Source organism: bacterium, assembly GCA_016702305.1.
Classification (GTDB): Bacteria; Electryoneota; RPQS01; order RPQS01; family RPQS01; genus JABWCQ01.
This window is the reverse complement of sequence record JADJEH010000001.1, coordinates 654338-679887: the sequence shown is the minus strand read 5'-3', so window position 1 is coordinate 679887 and position 25550 is coordinate 654338. Positions and strand designations below refer to the sequence as shown.

The window sequence follows — 25550 nt, the reverse complement described above, 5'->3', positions numbered from 1 at the left end:
CCGCATCGGTTTGTCAAGCCACTTCCTAACGCTATCTTAAACAGAATCCGGCTCTTCGAGCCGGATTTTCTGTTAGGCAAGCCATGGGCTGGCGCCGCCGCTAAAACTTGCGCATTAGCCCGACAACCTTGCCCAATATCTGAAAACCGGGGGTTCCGGCTTCAACCACAATCGGTTTGAACCGGCTATTGGCGGGTTCGAGCAGAATCCGTGCGCCGACAGGCTTGTAGAACTTAACGGTCGCCTCATCGCCAATCATGGCCACGACAATATCCCCGGAATCGGCGGTTCGCTGCGGGCGGGCAAAGATGACATCGCCCTCCCGGATGCCGGCTTCAATCATGGATTCACCCCTGACGCGCAAGGCAAAAGTGTCGTCCGTCGGAGCCAGCGACCGATCCACCGTCACACGCCCTTCGTGGTTCTCAGTGGCCGTAATCGGAATACCTGCCGCAATCCGGCCCAAAATCGGGACCTCCCGCACCGTCGAGCGGGTAGAGCCCACGGATGACCGGTCGGTCAGCTCGATACCCCGCGAAAGCATGGGGCTACGCTCCAGAAACCCCTTTCGGACCAGCGCGTCCAGCACATAGCGTACACCGTTCGTCGAGGACACACCAATATGTCCGCCGATTTCGCGCAACGTCGGCGGCCTACCCCGGTCGGTGATCTCCGCCTGGATAAACTGCAGCGCGCGCTGTTGTTTTTCAGTAAGTTGCTCTGACATAATGGTCCCTTGCAGTTGAGGTTGAACAAATATACAAAACATCTGTTCATCTGTCAAGGGCCTTCGATCATTTTCTAATCCGCGTCCGTTGCGCTCCGCTCCAGAACGAGGGTAACCGGGCCGTCGTTGATCAATTCGACCTCCATCATTGCCCCGAAGCTCCCCGTCGCGACCGTTATCCCGCGATTCCGCAACACCGTGACAAAGTACTCGTAGAGCGGTACGGCAAGCTCTGGTGCCGCCGCCTTGACAAAGCTCGGCCTCCGCCCTTTCTGGGAATCGCCCAGCAGCGTGAACTGACTGACCACCAGCACAGCACCAGCCACATCATCGAGGCTCAGATTGAATTTGCCATCGGCATCACTGAAAATCCGCAGTTCAGCAATCTTGTTGGCTCCCCACTCCATTTCGGTGCGCGTATCGCCCTGCGCGACACCCAGCAGGATCAGCAGTCCGTGCCCGATCTCACCCACGACACGGCCAGCCACAACAACTCGGGCGCGCGTTACGCGCTGCAGCACCAGCTTCATTCGCTACTCCAAAATCGCCATACACTGCGGAATTGCCTCGACCTGCAAGGTGTCCGTGACAGTCGGTGGAGTCGTGTGGGGATCTACCCGCAGCACGTAGCTCTGGCCGGGACAGATGACAAAGAACGCCTCGCTGGCATGCGAATACCGTGGCCGAATGGCCCGCGTCCCGCAGCGGATTGCCGATGTTGTTCCCGCCACCAAGTCGAATACTCCGACATCGCCGTGACCCGAATCGGCGGCCATCAAGTACCGCCCGTCAAGGGACATCGCCAGATCAATCGCCGCGCCGACCACTGCGATTGTGTCCACGACTGCGCCAGTTTCGGCATCCACAACCCAGAGCTCGTCACGCTCCGGCAAAGCACAATACGCGCGCGCTCCGTCCGGCGAAAACTCGATATCAGAGCAGTAGGCGGGCAGTTCAATCCGCCGAATCTCTTGCAGTCCCTGCGCTTGCACTACTCGGATCGTGCTGTCACCGCGACAGGCGATCCACGTTTGGAAGTCCGTCGGCGGACGTAATCGCAGCCGTCGCGGATCAAATCCGGTGGCGTTGGTGTCCGTATCCAACGTAGACAGCGAGACCCGATAGTAACGGCCATTGTGCGTGATCAGATGCGCACTCCCCGAATTGGCAGACACCCGCAGATCAATAGGCGTCCCCGCGATGCTCAGCTGTTCCAATCGGTCCACATCCGGCAAAGCGTAGATGGACATGGCCCCGACGACGTTGTCCGTCACAATTAACCGGTCGCCGATTTGAGTCAGTTCACACGCCGTCGCCCATCCGGCCAACTCACCGCCGCCCAAATAGACGCCGGTAATGGGATTGAAAAAAGCCAACTCGCCTCCGACCGCGCTCGCCACGGCGAGAAACGGACGAGCCAGTTGGCTGCAATCCTCGCAACTGTCCCCTTTGTCTCGACAACCTGCGACAAATAGGCACAGCGCGAACCACGTTAGCTTCCTCCAGTACGCCAACGTATTCCCTCCTATTTCAGTTCGATCAGATGACCCAGTTTGTCCCGTTTTGCAGTCAGATACTTGCGATTCGTTTGGGTTGGCTCACTTGCCGCCGGCACGCGCTCGGTCACCTTGATGCCGTATTTCTCCAAGTCGGCGACTTTCGCCGGATTGTTAGTCATCAATCGCACCTGCTGAACCCCAAGCTGCTTCAGCATCTGTGCGCAGGCCGCGTAACCGCGGAGGTCAGCCTTAAAACCCAGTTTAAGGTTGGCGTCAACCGTGTCCAACCCGTTGTCTTGCAGCTTGTACGCTTGCAGCTTGGCCGCCAAGCCAATACCGCGGCCTTCCTGCCGCAGGTAGACGAGGACGCCGGCGCCTTCGGATTCGATGCGCTCGAGGGCCGCTTCCAACTGCGCTCCGCAATCGCAGCGGCCGCTGCCGAACACGTCGCCGGTCAAGCATTCCGAATGCGCGCGCACCAAGACGGGTTTCGACACATCAAGCGGCTCTTTTACCAGTGCCAGATGATCTTCATTCTTGGTCAGGTCCACGAAATGCACGAGCGTGAACTTGCCGAACTTCGTCGGAAACGGCACACGCACTTTTTCTTCGACGAATCGTTCGTGCTCCGCGCGGTACATCGCGATCTGCTCGACGGAGATGATCTTCAGGCCGTGGTGGTTTGCATACGCCCGCAGGCCGTCGCCGCGCAGCATACGTCCGTCATCTCCCATAATCTCACATAACACGCCTGCCGGATATTGTCCGGTCAAGCGCGCCAGATCCACCGTCGCCTCCGTCTGGCCTTGCCGGCCCAACACGCCGTGCGGATGCGCCCGCAGCGGGTGGATGTGTCCCGGACGGCCCAGATCTTCAGCTTTCGTGTTCGGATCAACCAGCGCAGCGATGGTGCGCGCCCGGTCGTATGCCGAAATACCTGTCGTGGTTCCGTGCAGATAATCCACCGATTCCGTGAAGGCGGTACCAAGTTTGGCCGTATTGTCCGCCACTTGCATGCGCAAATGCAATTCGGAACAGCGCTCGGGCGTTATACAGGCGCAAATCATGCCGCGGCCATGCGCCGCCATGAAGTTGATCAACTCCGGCGTGGCATGCTGCGCCGAGCAGACGAGATCGCCTTCGTTCTCGCGATTTTCGTCGTCCACGACGATCACGAGCTTACCGGCGGCCACGTCACGCAGTCCCTCTTCCAATGGATCCAGCATGCCGTTGCGGGTGTGGTCGTGCCTCATGACACCTCCGTCATGGTCATGCGCAACCGTTCGGGCATGAGCTTCTCAATGTATTTCCCTACCATATCTACTTCGATGTTCACGCGGTCCCCCACGCGATAGTTATGAAAGACGGTCCTCTGATAGGTGTGCGGAATGATCCCAATGACGACTGATCGTTCGCGCACCTCCGCCGCCGTCAGCGAGACTCCGTCCACGGCGATCGAACCTGTATGAATGACATAGCGCATCAGTTCGGCGGGCAAGGCAAATTCATACACGCGGTTGTCGCCGTCCTGCTCGACACGCGTCACCGTGGCCTGCCCGTCTACGTGACCTTGCATCAAATGTCCGCCTAATTCGGCCCCGAATTTCAGCGGCCGTTCCAGATTGACTTCGCTATTCAATTCGAGTTGACCGAGCGCTGTTTTCTCAAGCGTAATGCGCATCAACTCGCAGGTGAATCCGCGGCCATCCGCGGCCATTGACGTCGTGCAGCAGCCGTTTATCGCCAGACTCGCGCCGAGCGGCAGCTCGTCAAGCCAGGCCGGTCCGGTAATTCTCAATGTTCGAAAGTCGGCGCGGTCGCGAATCTCCGCGACGACACCGACGGTTTCAACGATTCCTGTGAACATCTCGCTCCAAGTAAAACCAGTAATCTTGTTCAAAGGTCTCCCGGCGATAAGTCGTGAAGCGCGGAGCGTTGTCAAGCTCTGACAACATAAGCTCGCCGACACTGGCGCGGCCATCCGCACCAATCACGAGCGGCGCCACCGCCACGATCAACTCATCGCACAATCCCTCGCCCAGCAGCGCCGCATGCACGGTGCCGCCGCCTTCCACCAATATCGAAGCAATGTCCCGTCGTGCAAGTTCGGGCATGGCCTGTCGAAAATCCACCCGCCCGTCGCGCGCAGGCGGGCAATAAATTATCTGTACACCCCGCTTGCGCAAATCGTCCGCGCGGTCGGACGGGGCTGCGTCGGTCGTCAGAATCCAAGTCTTGGATTGGTCACGGTGTCGCAGCACGCGTGCTGAATCAGGAATTCTGAGCTTCGAGTCGGCAATGATGCGGACCGGATCGCGCCCTTTGACGTGCCGCACATTCAGTTCCGGGTCGTCGTCAAGAATGGTCTGCACTCCGACCATGACAGCATCCAGGCGCGCGCGAATGCGATGCACTTCCGTGCGCGACGCTTCGCCCGTGATCCAGCGCGACTTGCCGTTTCCCAAGGCGATCCGCCCGTCGAGGCTCTGCGCCACTTTCAGCAAAAGCCAGGGACGGCCACCGGTCATGTACGTCAGGAACGGTGCATTCACGCGCCGCGCTTCCGCGTCGCACACACCCACAACCACTTCAATGCCGGCCTCGCGCAGTTGCGCAATGCCCTGGCCGTTGACCAGCGGGTTCGGGTCTTCCATCGCCACCACGACTCGTGCAATACCCGCGGCGATCAGCGCCGAAGTGCACGGCGGCGTCTTGCCCTGATGGCAGCACGGTTCGAGATTCACATATATGGTCGCGCCCTGCGCAGCTTCGAGCGACAGTTTGCGCAACAACGCCGTCTCGGCATGCAAATCACCGAAGCGCCGATGATAGGCTTTGGCAATCACCCGACCGGCTTTGACCGCCACGGCGCCAACCAGCGGATTTGGACTGACGCGACCTGCGCCCTTTTCGGCCTCGGCTAAGGCCATGCGCATGTAGCGCTGGTCGGGATCAACTTTGATGCTGCGGGCCGCCATACGTAATGCGTCGCTCGCGGGTCTAAGCCCGCCGGTCAGCGACAGCGTTTAGCGCACGATCCATTATTCTGCCGATCAGTTCTTCGGCGCTCCAGCCATGCGCGCGCGCCGCCTTCGGCACGAGTGACGTTGCCGTCATCCCAGGCAGTGAGTTCAGTTCGAGACAAACGAAGTCCCGTTCATGAACAAGAAAATCCACTCGCGCAAAACCGCGCGCGTCGAGTGCCTGAAAGGCTCGCTCGGCCGCTCGCTGAATGCCGTTGGTCACCTCAGCGGGCAGTTCCGCCGGGCAGATATATTCTGTCCGTCCCGCCGTGTACTTATTGGCGTAGTCGTAGAATCCCTCTTTGGGGCGGATCTCGACTAACGGAAACGCTTGGCCGTCAATCACGGTCGCGGCGATTTCAGAACCTGCGAAGAGTTTTTCGATCAAGGCGCCGTCGCGCTGTGCGCGAATCTGTTCCAGCGCCCCGGGCACATCGGCCTCTGCCTTGGCGATGGTCAAACCGATCGTCGAGCCGCCGCTTTGCGGTTTGATGATCGCCGGAAAACCGAACTCGCGCGCGATCCGCTGTGTAATCCGCTCCGTGTCAGCTAACTCGGGATACTCGACGGCAAACCCCTGCGGAACCGGCACGTTCGCGGCGCTCATCAGGTGCTTCGCTGTCGGCTTATGCATGGCCACTGCACAACTGCGCGGTCCGCTGCCCGCGTACGGCACGGCGACCCACTCGAGGAGACTTTGCACGGTGCCGTCTTCGCCGTATCCGCCGTGCAGAATGGGAAACACGAATTCTATTCGCTGGCGCTCAATCGTATCAAGCAGGCCGCGCACGACTCGCGCATCAAAACCGCCCAGCCCACCGGGCTCGGGTGCGTCCGTACCAATCACGCCGCTGCTCAGTTTATGGTCCGGTGTAAACAGGTGGCCGATCTGCTCGGGATCGTACTTCCAAACCTCATGCCCAAGCGCCGCGACCCAAGTCGCGACCGAGTCACCGGATGCATAGGACACATTGCGCTCGGACGAAGCACCACCGCACAGCACCAGCACTCTCATGCACGCGTCTCCGCCGAGAGCTGCCGCGCCATGGCTTCATGTAGACGATTCAGCGTCGCTTCACGTCCCCACATGCCCACAAGCCGGCCAAGCTCCGGACCGTGCTCGCGGCCCGTGCAGGCCAGTCGCAGCGTCATCCAGATGGCCTTGCCTTTCAATCCATGCTGCGCCCCCTGGGCATTCGCCACGGCCTTGAACTGCTGCATGAGCGACTCAAACTCATTCCATTGTGCCGCGGGAAGCGCCGACAGGCCGTCGGCCACGCCGGCGACAAAATTCACATGCGCTTCGTCCCAACTTTCCACCATCGCCAGCGCCGGTGCAAACGCTTCGCCGACTTTGGCGGCGAGATCGGCAAAAGACTCCGCGCCGGGCCGCAGGCTTGTCACGGCATACCGTACCCGCGCGGCATCCTGCTCCAGCAAGGGTTCGGGCAGCAGCGGCGCGACGCCATTCCACATCTGCTCGTCGTCCAACTTCGACAGGTACTCGGTGTTCATCCACTTGAGTTTGGCCTGATCAAACACAGCACCCGCTTTGTTGACGCGCTCGAGCGTAAACTCGTGCACCAGTTCGTCGAGCGAAAAGAACTCGCGTTCATCCTGCGGATGCCATCCCAACAGCGCGACAAAATTCAGCAGGGCAGCGGGCAGAATTCCCTTGTCGCGATAGGCTTCGACCGCGACGTCACCCGAACGCTTGGACATTTTCGAGCGGTCCGGATTAAGCAGCAGCGGCAGATGCGCGAACTGCGGCGGCTCCCAGCCGAAGAAGCGATAGAGCAATACATGCTTCGGCGTCGAGGGCAGCCACTCTTCGCCGCGAATGACATGGCTGATTCTCATGTGGTGATCGTCCACGACGTTGGCCAGGTGATACGTCGGGAAACCATCACTTTTCATCAGGACCTGATCGTCAATCGTCGCGGTCTCGAAGTTGACGTCGCCTCGTATCAAGTCATGGATCTCGACGGTCTGATGATCCGGCACGGCCATGCGCCAAACGTGCGGTTCTCCGGCCGCAACGCGGCGGGCGACTTCGGCGGTTGATAAACTTCTGCAGTGGCGGTCATACATCGGCGGAAGCGAACGCGCCTGCTGGTCGCTTCGCACCTGATCCAACCGTTCCGCGGTACAGAAGCAAACGTAAGCGTGTCCCGCCGCGGCCAAATGCTGCGTGGCCTCCCGATACATAGCGAGCCGTTCCGACTGCACATAGGGCGCGCACGGCCCGCCGACCTTGGGGCTTTCGTCAAAATGGATGCCCAGCCAGTCAAAGACATCGAGGAAATTCTCAACGGCGCCTTCCACAAGCCGTGTGCGATCGGTATCCTCGACGCGCAGCAGCAGCTTTCCGCCCTGCGCGCGCGCGAACAGATAGTTATAGAGTGCGGTACGCAAGCCGCCGACATGCAGGTAGCCGGTCGGACTGGGTGCGTAGCGAGTGCGGACTTCGTTAGCCATTATTCTCGTGACAACAACACCGTCGCAACCGCGGCGATGCCCTCTTTTCTTCCCGTGAAACCCATGCCTTCAAGCGTTGTGCCCTTGATTGAAACACACTCGATATCCATCGCAAGCGCCGTTGCAATGGCGTCCCGCATTTCTTCGCGATACGGAGCGATGCGCGGCTCTTCACACATCACGCTGACATCGAGGTTCACCACGTTATAGCCGCGCCGATTGACGGCGCGCATCGCTTCGTGCAGCAAATCCGTCGAACGGGCGTCCTTGAATTTCGGATCCGTCGGCGGAAACAGCTTGCCCTTGTCCCCGACGTTGGCCGCGCCGAGCAATGCGTCCAGAATTGCATGGCAGATAACATCGCCATCGGAATGCGCCTCAAGTCCAAACGGAAACGCAATCTCGACTCCGCCGAGCACCAGCGGACGGCCCGACACGAAGCGGTGAGCGTCAACGCCGACGCCGACACGAAATGGAGTGGACATATGGTGTGCTAAGAAAAGAAAAACGGGCTCGCGGAATATCCGCCAACCCTGCGAGGAAAGGTGCGACTAAGCTTGGTCGCGGTCGCCCAGCATGGCCGCGGCGCGCGACAGATCATGCGGAAGAGTGACTTTGAAATTGTGCGGATCACCGTCTACCACAATCACGTCGCCCAATTGAAAGTGTTCTATCAGTGCGACGTCATCGGTGCACTGGACGCCCGTCCGGCGGGCCTGATCATGCGCCGCGCGAAACGCCTCCGTGCGAATTCCCTGCGGAGTCTGCACAGCGCACAACTCTGATCGTTCGAGCGTCTGCGCCACTCGCCGCTCCCGCGTCACGCGCTTGATCGTATCGGTCACGGGAACGCCCGGCACTGCGGCTACATAGTCGTCCAGCGCGGTCAGAACATTGTTGATGACGTCACGCGATACCAAGGGCCGGGCCGCATCGTGAACAAGAACGTGATCCACATCCGACATCAAGACAGCCAGCGCATTGCCCACCGAATCCTGCCGCGTGCGCCCGCCGTTGGTGATGAACAGTCGCTCATGGAGCGGATGACTCGCGAGATGCGCCTGGAATTCGCGCTCCAATTCGCTCGAGCTCGCAATCACGATTTCCGCGAGCCGCTCGTCATGCGCAAAGGCCTCCAACACCCACCAGATCAGCGGCCTTCCGTGCAACGGCACCAGCGCCTTGGGCGTCTTGCTGCCGAGCCGTTCGCCTTTCCCCGCCGCAGGAATCAGAAGCGCGTAACTCACACGATCAGCATGCAGTCGCCGTAGCTGTAGAAGCGGTACTTCTCCTTGACGGCATGTCGGTAGGCCTTCATGACAAATTCACGGTCGCTGAAAGCCGAAACGAGCATGAGCAGCGTCGAGCCCGGCAGGTGGAAGTTCGTCAACAGCCGGTCCACGACTTTGAAGTGGTAGGGCGGATAGATGAACTTGTCGGTCCACCCGGCCTGCGGCTTAATGCCGCCGCTGAAATTGGCGACGGTTTCCAACGTGCGTGTCACTGAGGTACCAATGGCAATCACGCGGTTGCCGCGTTCGATTGCGCCATTGACCTTATCCACCGTTGTCTGCGTAACGTCGTAGTATTCGGAATCCATGCGATGCCGCGACAGATCCTCCACCTGCACAGGGCGGAACGTCCCCAACCCGACGTGCAGGAGCACGGACGTGAACTCGACGCCTTTTTTCTTGAGTTTTGCGACAGTCTCTTTGGTGAAATGCAGACCGGCCGTCGGCGCGGCCACGGCTCCGGACTCTTCAGCGAAGATTGTCTGATAGCGATCCTTGTCGTCGGGCGTCGGTTCGCGGCGAATGTAGGGCGGCAACGGCGGCTTGCCGTACTTCTCGACCAACGACGCAAAATCACCTTCATAGTGAAAACGCACCACTCGCCCGCCGCTGGTGGTGTTGTCAATCACTTCGCAGACGATCTCATCGCCGATAATGATGTTGTTGCCGGTTCGCACCTTGCGGGCAGGCTTGACCAGGACTTCCCACAGTTCTTCGGTCAGCTTGCGCAGCAAAAACACTTCAATTTCCGCTTCGGTCTTCTCTTTGTAGCCAAACAACCGCGCCGGGAATACGCGCGTCGAGTTAACCACGACCACATCACCCTTGTTCAGGTAGTTGACGATGTCTGAAAACATCTCATCGCGGATCTCCTTCGTCTCCCGGTCCACGACAAGCATGCGCGACTGGTCGCGCTTGTCCAAAGGAGTCTGTGCGATCAGTTTGTCGGGCAAGTTGTACTTGAAGTCCGAGAGACGAGGGATCGTCTGGACGCCCCGGGGCTCATAGACTGCGGAAGTAACGGGCATAGAGTTGGTCCTTTGTGCTATTGCAGCAGTGCAGTGAGATGCAGGTGTGTTATTACAATAATCTGGTTTGATCGGCGGACCGCGCGTTGCGGATGCCGAAGTGCTCGAACGCGCGCGCAGTGGCTTGCCGCCCGCGCGACGTTCGTTCGAGAAAGCCTTGTCGAATCAAATATGGCTCGCACAGCTCTTCGAGCGTGCCTTCATCTTCGCCGACGGTAACAGCCAGCGTCCCGAGTCCGACGGGCCCGCCGCGGAATTTCTCCAGCAGGGCGAGCATCAACCGTTTGTCCAGATCGTCGAGGCCATAGTCGTCGATTTCCAGAAGCCGCAGCGCTTCGTTCGCCAATTCCGGCGTCACGCGCTCGGCGCCGCGAACCTGTGCCACGTCGCGCACGCGCCGCAGCAGCCGATTGGCAACGCGCGGTGTGCCGCGCGAGCGGCCCGCGATCTCGCGCAGACCGTCTTCCGTGCAAGCGACGCTCATCAAATGGGCCGTACGCCGCAGAATGTCCACCAACTCCTCGGCGGAGTAGTAGTCGAGCCGAAGTGTGACACCGAAGCGTGAACGCAACGGCGACGTGAGCAGCCCCGCGCGAGTCGTCGCGCCGACAAGCGTGAATTTGTTAAGATTGAGCTGCAGCGTACGCGCCGCCGGACCTTTGTCAATCAGAATATCCAGCCGGAAATCTTCCAGCGCGGGATATAGATACTCTTCAACCGTTGCATTGACGCGGTGAATCTCGTCTATGAAAAGAACGTCGCTGTGCTGCAAATTCGTCAGCAGTCCGGCCAGATCGGCGGGACGGTCGAGCACCGGGCCGGTCGTCACACGGATTTGCGATTTCATTTCCCGCGCGATCAAATGCGCCAGCGTCGTCTTGCCCAGACCCGGCGGTCCATACAGCAGCACATGGTCGAGCGCTTCGCCGCGTTCCCGGGCCGCCTGCAGGAAAATCTCCAACTGTTCCTTGACGCGCTGCTGACCGACGAACTCGCTGAAACTGGTCGGCCTAAGCCCCAGTTCAACAAGCTGCTCTTCTTCCTGCAACACGGGTTCGATCAGTCGCGGCATTTAGGCCTTGCGCAGGGAAAATTTGATAATCTCTTCGACCGACTCGATATTCTGCGCACGCGCCGCATCGAGGCTTTTGTCAATTTCGGCGGGCGTCAAGCCGAGGGCTTGCAGCGCCTGCCGCACTTGCAGCAGGACCGATCCGCCGCTGGTGACTGACGGCACAAAGTCGGCCGTGGCGCCGGAAAACTTCTTGCCCAATTCGAGCACGATGCGGTCGGCGATCTTTGCGCCGATACCGCGCACGGTCTTGAGTCGAGCCGCGTCTCCGCCGCCTATTGTCTCACGCAGTTTATCCGCAGGCAGGCCCGACAAGAGCGTTAAGGCGAGCTTCGGTCCGACGCCGTTCACGCCGATCAGCTCTTCAAACACCCAGCGCTCTTCCCGCGCCGCAAATCCGTAGAGTTCAAACTGCTCTTCGCGCACGTGCAACCGCGTCCACAACGTAACCTCGCTGCCCACCGACGGCAGTTGATCAAACGTGGTCAGCGAAATCCGCAGGCCGAAGGCGACTCCGTGAACATCCACGACGGCCTCGGCCGGCGCCTTTGCGGCCAGTTTGCCGCGCACAAATTCGATCATCGCGCCAACGCCGCCAGCAATTTATTGCTTCGCACCGCGGCCGCGGCAATGGCAATGGCCAGCGCGTCCGAGATGTCTTCTTCGCCGCGGTCAAACTCGAGTCCCAGCATTTGACCGACCATATAGCCGACCTGCTGTTTGGAGCTGCCGCCGCTGCCCGTCACGGCCAACTTCACTTCGCGCGGGGCTATGTCCTGGACACGGCCCGTCGCCTGTTGAATTGCCAGCACGGCACAGGCGCGCGCTTGGCCGAGTTTCAGCGCCGATAGCGCGCCCGTTCCCACGTAGCCTGCTTCCACCGCGCCGCGCGTCACCTGATGCGACTGGCACAGCGAGGATATCTCACCGTAAAGGAAACTCAACCGTTCCGGCATCGGCTGGGCAGGTTTCGTGCGCAGGCGGCCGCTGGCGACGTAGATCAACTTGCTTGCCGACTTCCGAATGATCCCCCACCCCGTGCAGGTTAGCCCGGGATCAATGCCGAGAATGGTCTCGACTGATTCAGCCATCAGACAATGCTCTCGATCAGCTCGTCGTCCATGTCATAGTTTGAATAGACGTTTTGCACGTCGTCAAGCTCTTCAAGCGCTTCGATGAGACCCAAGACCGACTTCGCGGCACCTGCCTCTTCCACGCGCGTGGTGGTTTTGGCAATGAACGAGAGTTCCGCCGAGTCCACTTTCTTGCCTTTGGCTTCGATTCCGCCTTTGACGATGTACAGGTCGCTGGTCGCGCAGAAGACCTCCCACATCTCGCCGTCGCTTTTGACATCGGACGCTCCGGCATCGAGGGCAATTTCCATCATCTCGTCCTCATCGCCTTGCGACAAGTCGAGCGACAGATAGCCCAGCCGTTCAAACATCCAGCCGACGGACCCGGCTTCGGCCATGCTGCCGCCGCGTTTGTTGAAGACGGCGCGGATTTCGCCGACCGTGCGATTGCGGTTGTCGGTCGCGCACTCGATCAAAATGGCAACACCCGACGGACCGTAGCCCTCGTACACCACCTCTTCCATAGCCTGTCCGTCGAGTTCTCCTGCGCCTTTCTTAACGGCGCGGTCGAGATTCGCGGCGGGCATATTCGCGGCCTTGGCGGCGTCAATGGCCGTGCGCAGTCGCGGGTTGGAGTTGGGATCACCTCCGCCCATGCGCGCGGCGATTTGAATTTCCCGGATGAGCTTGGTAAAGACCTTGCCACGGGCGGCGTCTATCTTCTCTTTCTTGCGACGGATCGTCGCCCATTTACTATGACCGGACATGCGCTATGGGTTGAAGTTGTGAAGGAACGATGATTAGGCGGCGCGGTGCTGGCTCACCCAGTTGCGGATATACTCGATGGGTTCAGTTGTCGGCGTACCCGGCCCGAACAGTTTGCCGACGCCTTGTGCTTCAAGCGTCTCCATATCCGATTTGGGGATGATGCCGCCGCCGGTCAGCAGCACATCGCCGATGCCTTTTTCCTGCATCAGCTTCAGCACGGCGGGGAAAAATGTCATGTGTGCGCCAGACAGGATGGACAGGGCCACCACGTCCACGTCTTCCTGCATAGCGGCGGTAACGATCATGTCGGGAGTCTGGCGGAGGCCTGTGTAGATCACCTCCATGCCGGCGTCGCGTAGAGCGGCTGCCATAACTTTGGCGCCGCGGTCGTGGCCGTCCAATCCGGGCTTGGCCACTAACACTCTGATTTTTCGATCCATAACAAGGGATTAACGAATTAGTGAGGCTGGGGGGCAGTTGTAATTGCAAATTGCATATAATTATCCAGCTAAGCGACTAATATACAAAAAAAACCTCCCGAAACCGCTTTTCCGGCCAGGATTTCCTCGGCCAGTGGGTTCAGCAGCAGGGTCTGGAGCGCACGCTTCATGGGGCGGGCCCCGAAGACCGGGTCGTAGCCGTGAGCGAGAATCAGCGCCTTAGCGTCGGCCGACAGGGTCAGTGTGATCTGCTGCTTGGCGAGACGCTGCGTGGCCCCGGCCAATTGCAGGTCGAGGATGCGCGTCAGATCGGCCTGCGTCAGCGCACCGAAGACCAGGACCTCGTCAATTCGATTCAGGAACTCGGGCCGCACCGAGCGCTTCAGCAATTCCAGCACTTCGGTCCGCACCTCTTCATAACCGCGCTTGCTCTCCAGCACTTCGGCGCGGGCGCTGATGATGTCTGAACCGATGTTTGAGGTCATGATCACAATCGTGTTCTTGAAATCCACGGTGCGCCCTTTCGAGTCCGTCAGGCGACCGTCGTCAAGCACTTGCAGCAGGATGTTCCACACATCGGGATGCGCCTTTTCGATCTCGTCGAGCAGCAGCACGCTGTACGGACGGCGACGCACGGCCTCGGTGAGCTGTCCGCCCTCCTCATGACCGACGTAGCCGGGCGGCGCACCGATCAAGCGCGATACAGTATGCCGCTCCTGGTACTCCGACATGTCAATGCGAATCATGGCATGCTCGTCATTAAACAAGAACTCACTCAGCGCTCGTGCCAGTTCGGTCTTCCCGACTCCGGTTGGCCCGAGGAACAGGAAGCTGCCGATCGGCTTGTTCTCTTCGGATAGCCCGGCGCGGCCTCGACGAATCGCTGCCGCGACGGCATGTACTGCCACGTCTTGCCCGACAATTCGGCCGTGCAGCCGTTCTTCAATGTGCAGCAGTTTCTCGCGCTCGCCTTCCAGCATGCGCGAGACCGGTATCCCGGTCCACTTCGCAACCACTTCGGCGATGTCATCCTCGCTGACCTCTTCCTTCAGCAGCGCTTGCGACGTTTGCAAACGCGCCAAATCCTCCTGCGCGCGTTCGAGTTTGCGTTCCAGTTCGCGCAACAGCCCATAGCGAATCTCGGAGACCTTACCCAGATCGCCCATCCGTTCGGCCTTCTGCTCGTCGAGTTTTGCCTGCTCGATCTGCTCCTTGATCTGGCGGCTTTGCTGAATGACCTGCTTCTCCTGCTCCCATTGGCGGCGCAGCGTCTTCTCGGCGCTTTTGAGCTTGCCTAACTCATCGTCAATTGCGGTCAGGCGCTCCTGCGAGGCTGCGTCTTTCTCGCGGGCGACGGCCACCTTCTCGATTTCGAGCTGGCGGATTTTGCGTACGAGCGCGTCAATCTCATCGGGCATTGAGTCAATTTCCAGACGCAGCTTCGATGCCGCTTCGTCAATCAGGTCAATGGCCTTATCGGGCATGAAGCGGTCGGTGATGTAGCGGTCGGCCAATTGCGCGGCCGCAATCAGCGCGGCATCGGTGATGCGCACACCGTGGTGCACTTCGTACTTCTCTTTCAGACCGCGCAGAATCGAGATCATGTCCTCGACCGACGGCTCCAGAACCATAATCGGCTGAAAGCGGCGTTCGAGTGCGGCATCCTTCTCGATGTGCTTGCGGTATTCGTCAATCGTGGTCGCACCAACGCAGTGCAGCTCACCGCGCGCCAAGGCGGGCTTGAGCAGATTCGACGCGTCCATCGCGCCGTCGGTTTTGCCTGCGCCGACCAACTGGTGCATTTCGTCGATGAACAGGATGATTGCGCCTTCCGCGCTCGTGACTTCCTTGAGCACGGCCTTGAGCCGCTCTTCGAATTCACCGCGATACTTCGCACCGGCCACGAGGCTGCCCAAATCGAGCGTGACGACGCGTTTGTTCTTGAGCGATTCGGGCACGTCGCCCGCCACGATGCGCTGTGCGAGGCCTTCCGCGATGGCGGTCTTCCCCACTCCGGGCTCGCCGATCAGCACGGGGTTGTTCTTCGTGCGGCGCGTGAGCACCTGCAGCACGCGGCGGATCTCTTCGTCGCGGCCGATGACCGGATCGAGCTTGCCTCGCCGTGCAAGTTCCGTCAAGTCGCGGCCGTACTTGTCCAGCGCGCGGTATTTGTCCTCGGGAGTTTGATCCTTGACACGCTGACCGCCGCGCAGGTCCTTCATCGCTTTCAAGACGTCCGCATGCGAAATCCGCGACTCCTTCAGGAACTTCGCGGCGTCGTCCTCACCGGACGTGAGCGCGAGCAGCAGATGCTCGACGGACAGGAACTCATCGCCGAGGTCGCTCATTTCTTTCAGTGCGCGCTCGAACAGCTGCGACGTTTCCGGCGCAAGATACGTGGAACCCACGGAGCCCGTGACGCGCGGCATCGTGGCGATTTCAACATCCACCAAGCGGCGCACGTCGTCGGCATTCTTGCCGAGCTTGCCCAGAATTTCGGCGGCAATCCCTTCGCTGTCGCGCAGCATGCCGCCGAGCAAATGCAGCGGCGTCAGCGCCTGATGACTCTGATCCCGCGCAATCGCCTGCGCCGCTTGCAGCGCTTCCTGCGCCTTAATGGTCCATTGATCTATGTTCATGTGGTGTCCCCCAAGCTGCTGTTTTTGCGTTCAATCCTAACAATTGGCGGAACGGGAGTAGTTGTGTTTAGTGAAGTTGGTTTTAGGGTTGTGAAATGGGGTGCGAAGAAGTTAGAGCGCCGTTTTGCCTCCTGTAGCGCCCGCGTTCGCGGGCAAAATACCCCAAACATCCTCAACGCACCTTGAAATTACCGACTGTTACGGGGGTTTTTGCCCAGCAAGCTGGGCGCTACATTCGAGCTGCGGTCAGCTTGACATGGCTGGGTTTTCTGAATCTTCTCCCCAGCGGATTGGATTCAAACGAATATACTCAGCAATTCTGTTTCGTTCTTCTTCGTTGCGAATGATTCGATCATGAAAGTCGTCTTGCCAGAATTTTGTTCCGGGTGTATTTTGGAACTTGATTATCTCTACGGTTGATTTCGCCTTGAATGCATTCGCCCAAGGGCAGCTGTGCTAGACATTTCGGCCTAACCGTCCCGACGGCATGATTACAATCCCCCTTCGACAAATCATACTGTGAACTTCCACCAACATGGCAGATCACCTATCTCTGACATCAGTCCCCTCATGACTTGCCCTGTTTCGGCAATTGTAACGAAATGTGCGAACCGATTTTACCTCTAAGTTTGTGAAATCGTATTGGAAGCGCGGCTGGGATTTTGCCCAGCAAGCTGGGCGCCAACCCGCGGGCCTTTCGGCCCGCCAGGGGATGTTTACTTCTTCTTATCATCCACGACTTCGTAGTCGGCGCTTTCGGTGCGCGGCTCTTCGGTGGTGGTGGATTCTTCGGGCGCGCCGGTGGGCTGGCCTTGCTGTGCGTCCTGATAGAGCGACGGCGCGATCTGCTGCCAGACGCTCGACAGGTCTTCGGTCGCGCTCTTGACTTCGTTGATGCTCGAACCCTTGAGCGCTTCCTTCACGCGACCGACGGCCGCTTCGAGCTTGGCCTTGTTGTCGGCGCCGAGTTTTTCTTCGAGTTCCTTCATTTGCCGCTCGGTCTGGAACACCAGCGCGTCGGCGGCATTGCGAATGTCCACCTCTTCGCGGCGCTTCTTGTCCTCGTCGGCATGCGACTTGGCATCGCTCTTCATGCGCTCGATCTCTTCCTTCGACAGACCGCTCGAGTGCGTGATCTTGATGGACTGCTCCTTGTTGGTGGCCTTGTCCTTGGCGTGCACCGACAGAATGCCGTTGGCGTCAATGTCGAACGTCACTTCAATCTGCGGAATGCCGCGCGGCGCGGGTGGAATCCCGTCGAGCGTGAAGCGGCCAATCGTCTTGTTGTCCACGGCCATCGGGCGCTCGCCCTGCAAGACGTGAATCTCGACTGACGGCTGTGAATCGCTGGCCGTTGAGAAGACTTCCGTTTTGCGCGTGGGAATCGTGGTGTTCGACTCGATGAGCTTGGTCATCACGCCACCCATCGTCTCGATACCGAGCGACAGCGGCGTTACGTCGAGCAGCAAGACATCCTTGACATCGCCGGCCAGAATACCGCCCTGAATCGCGGCACCGACCGCCACGACTTCATCCGGGTTCACACCGCGATGCGGCTCCTTGCCGAAGAACTCTTTGACGACTTCGATAATGCGCGGCATGCGCGTTGAACCGCCGACCAGGATCACCTCGTCAATATCCGACGGACGCATACCCGCATCGGCCAGGGCTTTGCGCACCGGCGTGATCGAACGCTGCACGAGGTCTTCGGTCAGCTCTTGGAATTTCGCGCGCGTAACCACAATGTCCAAGTGCTTCGGGCCGTCGGCGGTCGCTGTGATAAATGGCAGATTCACCTGCGTCTGCGAGGAGCCCGAGACCTCGATTTTGGCCTTCTCAGCGGCTTCTTTCAAGCGCTGCAGCGCCATTGGGTCCTTGCGCAGGTCAATGCCTTCCAGCTTCTTGAATTCATCGGCGAGAAAATCAATCAGGCGCTGATCCCAGTCGTCGCCACCCAAGTGGGTGTCGCCGTTCGTGGATTTCACTTCAAAGACGCCGTCACCGAGTTCGAGAATCGATATATCAAACGTGCCGCCACCCAAGTCATAGACGGCGATTTTTTCGTCCTTGTGTTCTTTGTCAAGACCATAAGCCAACGCCGCCGCGGTCGGCTCGTTGATAATGCGCACGACTTCCAGACCCGCTACCTCGCCGGCGTCCTTGGTCGCCTGGCGCTGCGCGTCGTTGAAATACGCGGGCACGGTAATCACGGCCTTGTGCACCTTTTCGCCCAAATAATCTTCGGCCGTCTGCTTCATCTTTTGCAGAATCATGGCCGAGATTTCGGCGGGCGTATATTCCTTGTCTTCGATTTTGACACGCGCCAGCCCCGACCCGCCGACGAGTTCGTAGGGCACGAGCTTCATTTCGTGCTCGACCTCGTCACGACGGCGGCCCATGAAGCGCTTGATGGAGTAAATGGTTTTCTTGGGATTGGTGACGGCCTGACGTTTGGCCGCCGCGCCGACGAGTCGCTCGCCGGTTTTCGAGAACGCGACAATGGACGGCGTGGTGCGCGCGCCTTCGCTGTTGGGGATGACCACCGGCTCGCCGCCCTCGATGACAGAGACGCAGGAGTTGGTGGTACCGAGGTCAATTCCAATGATTTTCGACATGTGCGGAGTCCTTGTATGAGTAGCTTCAAACTTCGAGTAATGCATCATCTATTAAGGCAAGGGGCATACCAGTTATCTAAAGTAATAATTTACAAATAGAAAACGGCAGACTCAGTTTTGAGTCTGCCAGAAATTTCTGCCAATTTGTCAGAGTCTACTTGTCAATCCGGCGCCACATCTGCCAGGCGGGCCGGAGAGCCTCGGGCGAGGTTACCAGCTCAGCAACACTCAGAGATAACTCGACTTCCGTGGCCGTGGCACCGAGGTTTAGCGCTCCTTTCAGGTGAGAAAAGAGCTGCCGGGGAAAACCCATGACCGACAAGACCGCGATCTCCAATAACTCGCGCCACGCTGCCGGAATACCCGGTCTGGACATCACCAGACCATAGCCGATCCAGACCGTCCAGCGCGACAACTCCGGGCTGATCCCCTCGAGATTGAGGCGCAATTTCTCAACATTGCCGCGATAGACTTCGGCTTGCAGGGACCAGCCGCGTTCGAACGTCCCCATCGGCGGCAGATCAATCAGCTCATCCGAATGCGCGGGCAGGCCGTTGCCATAGACATCGTGAATCATGAAGGCGGCTTCGAGCGACGCCTGAAAACCCGCCAACAGGAATAATTGCAGGGCCGCCTCACGCAACGCCTCAATCGAGTACTGACGTTCGCGATAGCGGACGACAATTGCGCGGGCCAACGGATCCTGCGGTTTCAACCAGAGCACCGAGAGCGCGGCGAGCAGGAGTAGCTGCTCCTGCTCGGCGTGTGTTTCGATAAGGGTCCAGAATGGGTGGTTTTGCATTGCTCAGGCACCGGCGGGAATTGCTGCACGAAGTCCCCGCCCAGCGCAAAGGGATCAGGCCAGGTTAACCACGGATGTGACCGCACTCAGCAATTCACCGGACTTAACCAGCTCAATGGACTTGGCGATGTCATCAGCGACATAGCGATCACGGATCAGTGGCTGAATCTGGGTGCGCATGCACTCCCAGGCCGCCTGCGTGCCTTTGCCATAATGCAGATGCGGCGAAAGTTTGTGCCGGACGTGGAGCGCCTGCGTGGCGCAAAGGAATTCTATGGCAACAATCTTCTGCACGTTACCAAGAATCTCCGCGGCCTGCCGGGCGCCGTGCGTGCCCATCGAGACGATGTCTTCCTGATTCTCGGAGGTCGGGATTGTATCAATCGAAGCGGGGTGTGCCAGCACTTTGTTTTCGCTGGCCAAGGCGGCCGCCGTGTAGCTTGCCATCATCAAGCCCGAATCAATGCCGGGCCGGGCAGCCAGATAGGGCGGTAGGCCGTGGTTCAAATGGCGATCCATCAAGCGTGATACTCTGCGCTCGACCAGATTGCCCAGTTCCGTGAGCACGATCTTCATGTAGTCCACAGGCAATCCCACGGGATCACCGTGGAAATTGCCGCCGGAGATCACCTGATCATCCTCGGCGAAGACAAGCGGATTATCCGTCACCGAGTTAACTTCGATTTCCAACCCGGCGCGTACATGTTTTAGTCCATCGCGGACGGCTCCGGCGATTTGCGGCGAACAGCGCAGGGAGTAGGCGTCCTGGATGCGCTGCGGATCGCTATCGGTCGAGGTGCTGCCTTCGAGTAGGCTGAGAACATTGCCGGCCACCGTGCGCTGCCCCGCGTACTTGCGCAACCCGGCGATGCGCGGATCGAACGCTGTGCGCACGCAACAGGCCGCATCGAGGTGCATCGCCAAGGAAACATCATGCAGTTTGAGCAGGCGCTCGGCTTCGAGCAGAGTCAGCACCGAGACGGCGCACATGAACTGCACACCATTATTGAGCGCCAGCCCTTCCTTGGCCTCGAGAACTAAGCGTTCGAGTCCAGCGCGGCGCATGGCCTCCGCCCCACTCACACGCTCACCTTGATACCACGCTTCGCCGCTGGACTCGTCACTGGCAATATCCGGATCGCGCGAAATCACCGCGGCCAAGTGGGACAGCGGCGCCAGATCACCTGACGCACCGAGCGAACCTTGTGACGGCACGACGGGAACGACGCCGCGATTCAGCAGTTCCAGCAGCGTTTCAATGACGATGGGGCGTACTCCCGAGCGTCCTTGCGCGAGCGCGTTGGCCCGCAAAACAGTCGCGGCACGCACAACCTGTTCTGAAAACGGGACGCCCGTGCCGCTGCAATGCGAGATAATCAAGTTACGCGACACTCGGCGTGCATCATGCACGGAGAAGCGCTCGCTCTTCAGACTGCCGAAGCCGGTGTTGATACCGTACACGACGCGCGCATCCGGTCCGGCCTGTTCCAGCCGTGCGATCCACACGCGGGCGGCTTCAATTTGCGGCCGGGCATGTCCGGCCAGACCGACAGTTGCGCCACGACTGACGCGCTCAATGGCTTCGAGCGTCAGTGAATGGCCGTCAATAGAAAGATCCACGGGAGAAGGTGCTTAGCGGGTAATCTTCTTTTTGCTGACCATCAACGGCTGCCAACCCTGGGCCGTTTTCACAACATTGCTGGTCGCGGCGAAACCGGCGGGTTCGAGGGACGGCAGGTTATCAACTTGCGGGTGCGCAATCACGCCGACGGGCGGAATCTTGCGCGGAATCGCACCGCCGGTCTGCGGGACTTTTTCATTGAGCTGTGCTTGTCGGCGTTGGCGCGCCGTAGCACGCTCGCGCGCTCCGACGGGATCAATGCCGTGGGTTTGGCGCAGTTTGTCGAGCTTGGCGCTGATCGCCTTACGCGTCACGCCAAAGCGGTCGGCAAGCTCGGCCATGGGCACCTTGCCGTAATTCTCCAGCAGGTACTTTTCTTCAGAAGGGGTCCACTTCTTAGCCATTACAGGTGCGTTCCTATGTTAAGATGAAAATGACGATCAGATAAGGGCGGCAGGCCGAGAGTGATTAGCGCAGCAGCAGCATGCGCCGCGTTTCGACAAAATCAGGCGTTGCCAGCCGGTAAAAATAGATGCCGCTTGGGACACTCACACCGGTGCGGCTTTGGCCCGCCCACACGATATGATGCACTCCGGCGGAGACGGACGCATGGACGAGGGTAGTCACATTGCGGCCCAGCACATCGAAGATATCGAGCGATACCTCGGATTGAGCAGGCAGGCTGAACTCAATGGTCGTCTCCGGGTTGAACGGATTCGGGTAGTTCTGCCGCAGCGCGAAAGCACTCGGGACAGCGCCGGGCGCTTCGGGTGCATCGAGCAGCGACGGCGGCGCGGTCGTGAGGCGGAGGGCGCGGCCGTTCTCAAGCGGTGCGGAGGTCGCGGGGGACGCCGTGTTATGATAATACGTAGCGCCGGTGGATTCGTCCAGCGACTCGTAGCCAATTGTAGCACCGCCGGCCGATGATGTATGCATGTCCAGTGCCTGATAAAGGAACACCCACTCCGCATCGCCGGTCGGCGTCCCGTGCGTCGCAGGATTCAGGAGCTGAAGCTGGAACGTATTGTCGTGAGTGCCCGAACCCCAATCGGCAATATCGTACCACTCAACGATGAAGCGATCACCGGCGGTATCATAGAAGTAGCTGATGTCGCCATCGTCGCCGAAATAGTACCAGAGGTCTTGCCAGAGCACGCCGATCATGCCGTTGACAAAATCCTGTTGCCACGGCAGCGGAGTGTTCACATAGCTTACCGCTTCCGTTAGTCCCGGCGCGACCCAGCCGTCCGTGGAAACAGAGAGCGAATTGAAGGACATTCCGAAATAATTGTAATCGAACGGCACGGGCACGGAGAACGTCTGGTGACTCGTGTTGAAGGGCAGCGCGACACCCGCGCCACCGGCCTGCGGCGAGATTTCGTACCAGTCATAGACCGCCGCGTGATCGTAGTCGGTGTCCAGGTCATCATACAGGTAGTAGAGCCCGTCCATTCCGGCCATCGGATCATTCTGTCCCACTTGCCCGAGGACCAGCGGCAGGCTCATGGTGCGCTCGAAAGTATAGGTGCCCATCGCGGCCGTGATCGTGGCGTCAATGGTGACCTGCGTTGCGGTTGGGGCATTCCAGGCCGCACCGACTTGCACAGCATTGGCGGGCAGCGTATAGGATTGGCCGGGCGCGATTGCTGGAATGTCCGCACTGCCATCAGGAATCAGGATGTACTCGCTGACGGACTCCAGTTGGAGTGTCCCGGCGGCCAGAGTCTCGTTGCCCGTGTTCTGCAGCGTGAACACGAGTCCGGCGACTTCATTACGTTCGAGCAGTCCGTTGTCACCGTCTACGACCGTCAGCCCGATCCGTTCGAGTTCAGGTGAATAGAGCGTCAGGAAAAGCTGATCGGAGCGGGACGGCAGACCTTCCCCGGCATAGGTCAAGTCCAGCAGAAAGTTGTTGCCGCGATACTCCGGCTCGACGCTTAAGACATAGGCAGGAGTGCCCACGGCTGCCGCGTTTTGCGCGACATTGCCGTACATGCCGAGGTCCTGTGAGATGCCGATGAATTCCTGCGGAGCGGTCAGCGTCCCGACCACGGACAAGGCCATTTCGGAGCCGATATTGCGGACCGTGTCAACCAGCGTAATCGTCTCGCCCGGCTGGATCCGGCCGTCGCCGTTGCCTTGCGCATCTGAAAAAGCCAAGCCGTCATGCACGAGATACGGTCCGTTCGGCGCGACCGTAATTGGCCACTGACGGGTTAGTACATTGTGTCCGGAAACCGTTGCCAAAACGTCGGCACCGAAATCGAAATTGACCGGAACGCTCCACTCGCCTGCCAAGGCCGGGATCATGTGCGATGAAAGTTCGCCATTCGCTGACCAAAACGACACCATCAGGCTGTCCGCATCGGTCGAAAATCCGTCGGTAATCGTGACCGGGAAGTTGTACGGTCCGGCAGGCACGGCGGATGGCATGGTAATCGGCAGGCGGTGCGGCAAATCCGTATAGAGCTGCAAACTGGGATCGCTCAGCACAAGGTACTGGCGCATCATGACGCCGCTGATCTCTTCGACGGCTTGTTCTTCATGAAAATCGGCGAAGGTAGCCCAGGCGAACATCTTTCCGGTAACCAGCGCGGCGGCCAGTTGGTCAATGTTGTAGTCGAGGATGGCGCGGTACAAAGACGTATCGAGCACGTCGTTGTAGACCGTATGCGTGTTCCAGCACGGGCCAATGAAGCCAACGGCGCCGCGCGGCGAGTTGACCGTACCGATGGTCATCCATTTTTCGCCGAAACACTGGTCGTCGGGGGCGTCGAATTTGCCGACGCCGCAGCCGATTCCGGTGACGACTGCCAACTCTCCGGGATTTTGCACGAGGTCAACAGACGAGACGTAGAAGTTGATCCCCGCCCAACCTTGATTCCAGCCGGAACCGCGATGGTTCACAAATGTGACGCCGCTGTTGACGAGCTGAATCATGAGCTGAGGGCCGGGATTGTCGTTGGCATAGACGGTGTCCACGGTCTCAAAGCCTTCGGCCAGCATCATTTCGCGGGCGTGGGCAATCGTCTGCTGCTGCGAATCCTCGGAGTTGTCAGCGGAGACGACGCAGCGCTCGAAGCGCGTGGAATCGCTGTGAAAAAGATCCAGTTCGTGGTTCATCGTGCGCGCGGCAACGTTGCGCGCTTCGAGCTGATTGTTCACGGGCCAGCGGCCAAGGAAGATGTCCGGGAAGAAGTCCGACCCTTCAAGCTGCGTGAAGAAGCCTTCGTTCGTGAAGTTGCCGGGGAAGGTCGCGTCACTGAAGCGCGACACCGGATCGTCCGTGAACTGATAGTGTACGGGAATCTGCGTCTCGTCGCCGATCAGCTCAACGTGGTCAATTCGCGGCGAGCTGTTTCCAATCTCCGTCAGCAGCCGATTGCGCAGGGCGGTGCCGTCGCCGTCGGCAATCTCGGACGTCGGAACGATGGTCAGCTCAATTCCCAGTTGCCGTTTGGCATTGAAATAATCTTCGAGCGGAGTGATGAACGAATTGGGGACAACGACCAGCATGTGCGACGGTTCGCGCACGAGGATATTGGGAATCTGTTGCCAGTTCATCACGACAGCTTGCAACACCGATCGCCACGTTTCTGAGAATGCGGGTCTCACCGAGCTGAGCGGATTATCACCCGGCTGGCTGTCAAAATGAATACTGATGGTCGCGTCCTGCAGCACCTGACAGACGTTCTGACCGTTGGTGTAGTCAATCGGACGAATCGTGACCGGCAAGAGGCGAACGCCGCCGAAAATGCCGATGTCCCCCAACTCGATGCTGGGCAGGTCAGGCGCATTTTCGGGAATTGTCCGGACAGTCGCAGTGCGCGACAAAGTGGTCCAACTATCTATCTGGTAGGACGCGTTTCCGGTCGCCGGTACGGACAGGAAAAACGTGAAACGGGGCATCAGGCGGCCGGTGGGGTTCATCTCGCCCCACGTGCCGGGCTGTTTGACGTTGAGATCAATCGTTCCGGTCGGCTGGAGCCGGGTCATGTGGAGTGCGAACTGGACGACGTCGTCGTCTTGCTGGACCAGTTCGAAATCGGGAGAAAACTCGGCATCGGGATACAGACCATAGGGCACGGTCTGCCCGATGGCGGCAGCCGCAAGGGCAAGAATCGCCGGAAGTACAGCCTGGAAGAAGAGCTTACGATTCATGTGACACCTGCAAATTTAGACCTCGGACTGTATTAAGTATGCTCTGAGCTCTGGGGTTGATGCCGGAAACGGCCACGAAAAAACCGGTATTAGCTTGACTTCCGGCCCGAGAAGTCCGTATTTTGCAATGGCTTGACACACTGGCGCGGGTGTTGTTCGGGCGGCCAATTTGCTTGAATTTCAGAAGATAGTGGTTTGGCGAGGAGGAGTCAAGCGCTAAGCCTCCAGTTTCCAACTTACCGCAAAGTTGGCTTGTCCTTTGCCTGTCGGGTTGCTATAGGGCAATTTGGCCCGTATCCCGCGCAGGCCAGC

Annotated in this window: 22 protein-coding genes; all 22 read right to left on the bottom strand. The window is 59.4% G+C overall.

Features of this window, described 5'->3' with window-relative positions:
* Nucleotides 1–100 precede the first annotated feature (100 nt).
* On the bottom strand, nucleotides 101–727 hold the full coding sequence (lexA, locus tag IPH10_02775) for a transcriptional repressor LexA (GenBank protein ID MBK6909847.1): 627 nt from the start codon (nucleotides 725–727) through the stop codon (nucleotides 101–103).
* A 74-nt stretch (nucleotides 728–801) separates the two neighbouring features.
* Complete coding sequence (locus IPH10_02770) at nucleotides 802–1257, bottom strand: D-tyrosyl-tRNA(Tyr) deacylase (protein MBK6909846.1); 456 nt, start codon at nucleotides 1255–1257, stop codon at nucleotides 802–804.
* Nucleotides 1258–1260: 3 nt separating this feature from the next.
* Nucleotides 1261–2241, bottom strand: coding sequence for a hypothetical protein (locus IPH10_02765; protein MBK6909845.1), 981 nt, complete (start codon nucleotides 2239–2241; stop codon nucleotides 1261–1263).
* An 11-nt stretch (nucleotides 2242–2252) separates the two neighbouring features.
* On the bottom strand, nucleotides 2253–3452 hold the full coding sequence (gene ribA, locus IPH10_02760) for a GTP cyclohydrolase II (GenBank protein ID MBK6909844.1): 1200 nt from the start codon (nucleotides 3450–3452) through the stop codon (nucleotides 2253–2255).
* Nucleotides 3453–3475: 23 nt separating this feature from the next.
* Entirely contained in the window at nucleotides 3476–4093 is a 618-nt protein-coding gene (locus IPH10_02755) for a riboflavin synthase (protein MBK6909843.1), read from the bottom strand.
* Complete coding sequence (gene ribD / locus IPH10_02750) at nucleotides 4074–5204, bottom strand: bifunctional diaminohydroxyphosphoribosylaminopyrimidine deaminase/5-amino-6-(5-phosphoribosylamino)uracil reductase RibD (protein MBK6909842.1); 1131 nt, start codon at nucleotides 5202–5204, stop codon at nucleotides 4074–4076. The genes IPH10_02755 and ribD overlap by 20 nt, the downstream gene beginning before the upstream one ends.
* 22 nt (nucleotides 5205–5226) lie before the next feature.
* The gene (locus IPH10_02745) at nucleotides 5227–6264 is read right to left on the bottom strand and encodes a D-alanine--D-alanine ligase (protein ID MBK6909841.1); all 1038 of its coding nucleotides are present in this window, start codon (nucleotides 6262–6264) and stop codon (nucleotides 5227–5229) included.
* Nucleotides 6261–7727: a glutamate--tRNA ligase gene (locus IPH10_02740; GenBank protein MBK6909840.1), complete on the bottom strand. Its 1467-nt coding sequence runs from the start codon at nucleotides 7725–7727 to the stop codon at nucleotides 6261–6263. Before IPH10_02740 ends, IPH10_02745 begins: the two co-directional genes overlap by 4 nt.
* Entirely contained in the window at nucleotides 7727–8212 is a 486-nt protein-coding gene (locus IPH10_02735; protein MBK6909839.1) for a 2-C-methyl-D-erythritol 2,4-cyclodiphosphate synthase, read from the bottom strand. The genes IPH10_02740 and IPH10_02735 overlap by 1 nt, the downstream gene beginning before the upstream one ends.
* A gap of 66 nt (nucleotides 8213–8278) precedes the next feature.
* Nucleotides 8279–8974 carry a 2-C-methyl-D-erythritol 4-phosphate cytidylyltransferase gene (locus tag IPH10_02730; protein ID MBK6909838.1) on the bottom strand — a complete coding sequence of 232 codons (696 nt, stop codon included), beginning with the start codon at nucleotides 8972–8974 and terminating at the stop codon, nucleotides 8279–8281.
* Complete coding sequence (gene queA / locus IPH10_02725) at nucleotides 8971–10047, bottom strand: tRNA preQ1(34) S-adenosylmethionine ribosyltransferase-isomerase QueA (GenBank protein MBK6909837.1); 1077 nt, start codon at nucleotides 10045–10047, stop codon at nucleotides 8971–8973. Before queA ends, IPH10_02730 begins: the two co-directional genes overlap by 4 nt.
* A gap of 52 nt (nucleotides 10048–10099) precedes the next feature.
* Nucleotides 10100–11119: a Holliday junction branch migration DNA helicase RuvB gene (gene ruvB / locus IPH10_02720; GenBank protein MBK6909836.1), complete on the bottom strand. Its 1020-nt coding sequence runs from the start codon at nucleotides 11117–11119 to the stop codon at nucleotides 10100–10102.
* A complete protein-coding gene (gene ruvA, locus IPH10_02715; protein MBK6909835.1) occupies nucleotides 11120–11701 on the bottom strand; it encodes a Holliday junction branch migration protein RuvA in 582 nt (193 codons plus the stop codon).
* Complete coding sequence (ruvC, locus tag IPH10_02710) at nucleotides 11698–12210, bottom strand: crossover junction endodeoxyribonuclease RuvC (protein MBK6909834.1); 513 nt, start codon at nucleotides 12208–12210, stop codon at nucleotides 11698–11700. Before ruvC ends, ruvA begins: the two co-directional genes overlap by 4 nt.
* Complete coding sequence (locus tag IPH10_02705; protein ID MBK6909833.1) at nucleotides 12210–12959, bottom strand: YebC/PmpR family DNA-binding transcriptional regulator; 750 nt, start codon at nucleotides 12957–12959, stop codon at nucleotides 12210–12212. Before IPH10_02705 ends, ruvC begins: the two co-directional genes overlap by 1 nt.
* A gap of 33 nt (nucleotides 12960–12992) precedes the next feature.
* Entirely contained in the window at nucleotides 12993–13400 is a 408-nt protein-coding gene (locus tag IPH10_02700; GenBank protein MBK6909832.1) for a cobalamin B12-binding domain-containing protein, read from the bottom strand.
* 68 nt (nucleotides 13401–13468) lie between these two features.
* The gene (gene clpB, locus IPH10_02695) at nucleotides 13469–16039 is read right to left on the bottom strand and encodes an ATP-dependent chaperone ClpB (GenBank protein MBK6909831.1); all 2571 of its coding nucleotides are present in this window, start codon (nucleotides 16037–16039) and stop codon (nucleotides 13469–13471) included.
* A gap of 716 nt (nucleotides 16040–16755) precedes the next feature.
* On the bottom strand, nucleotides 16756–18699 hold the full coding sequence (gene dnaK, locus IPH10_02690) for a molecular chaperone DnaK (protein MBK6909830.1): 1944 nt from the start codon (nucleotides 18697–18699) through the stop codon (nucleotides 16756–16758).
* A gap of 109 nt (nucleotides 18700–18808) precedes the next feature.
* The gene (locus IPH10_02685; GenBank protein ID MBK6909829.1) at nucleotides 18809–19456 is read right to left on the bottom strand and encodes a carboxymuconolactone decarboxylase family protein; all 648 of its coding nucleotides are present in this window, start codon (nucleotides 19454–19456) and stop codon (nucleotides 18809–18811) included.
* 54 nt (nucleotides 19457–19510) lie between these two features.
* The gene (gene hutH, locus IPH10_02680; protein MBK6909828.1) at nucleotides 19511–21076 is read right to left on the bottom strand and encodes a histidine ammonia-lyase; all 1566 of its coding nucleotides are present in this window, start codon (nucleotides 21074–21076) and stop codon (nucleotides 19511–19513) included.
* A 12-nt stretch (nucleotides 21077–21088) separates the two neighbouring features.
* Nucleotides 21089–21481 carry an HTH domain-containing protein gene (locus tag IPH10_02675; GenBank protein ID MBK6909827.1) on the bottom strand — a complete coding sequence of 131 codons (393 nt, stop codon included), beginning with the start codon at nucleotides 21479–21481 and terminating at the stop codon, nucleotides 21089–21091.
* A 64-nt stretch (nucleotides 21482–21545) separates the two neighbouring features.
* A complete protein-coding gene (locus tag IPH10_02670; protein ID MBK6909826.1) occupies nucleotides 21546–25238 on the bottom strand; it encodes a T9SS type A sorting domain-containing protein in 3693 nt (1230 codons plus the stop codon).
* Nucleotides 25239–25550 lie beyond the last annotated feature (312 nt).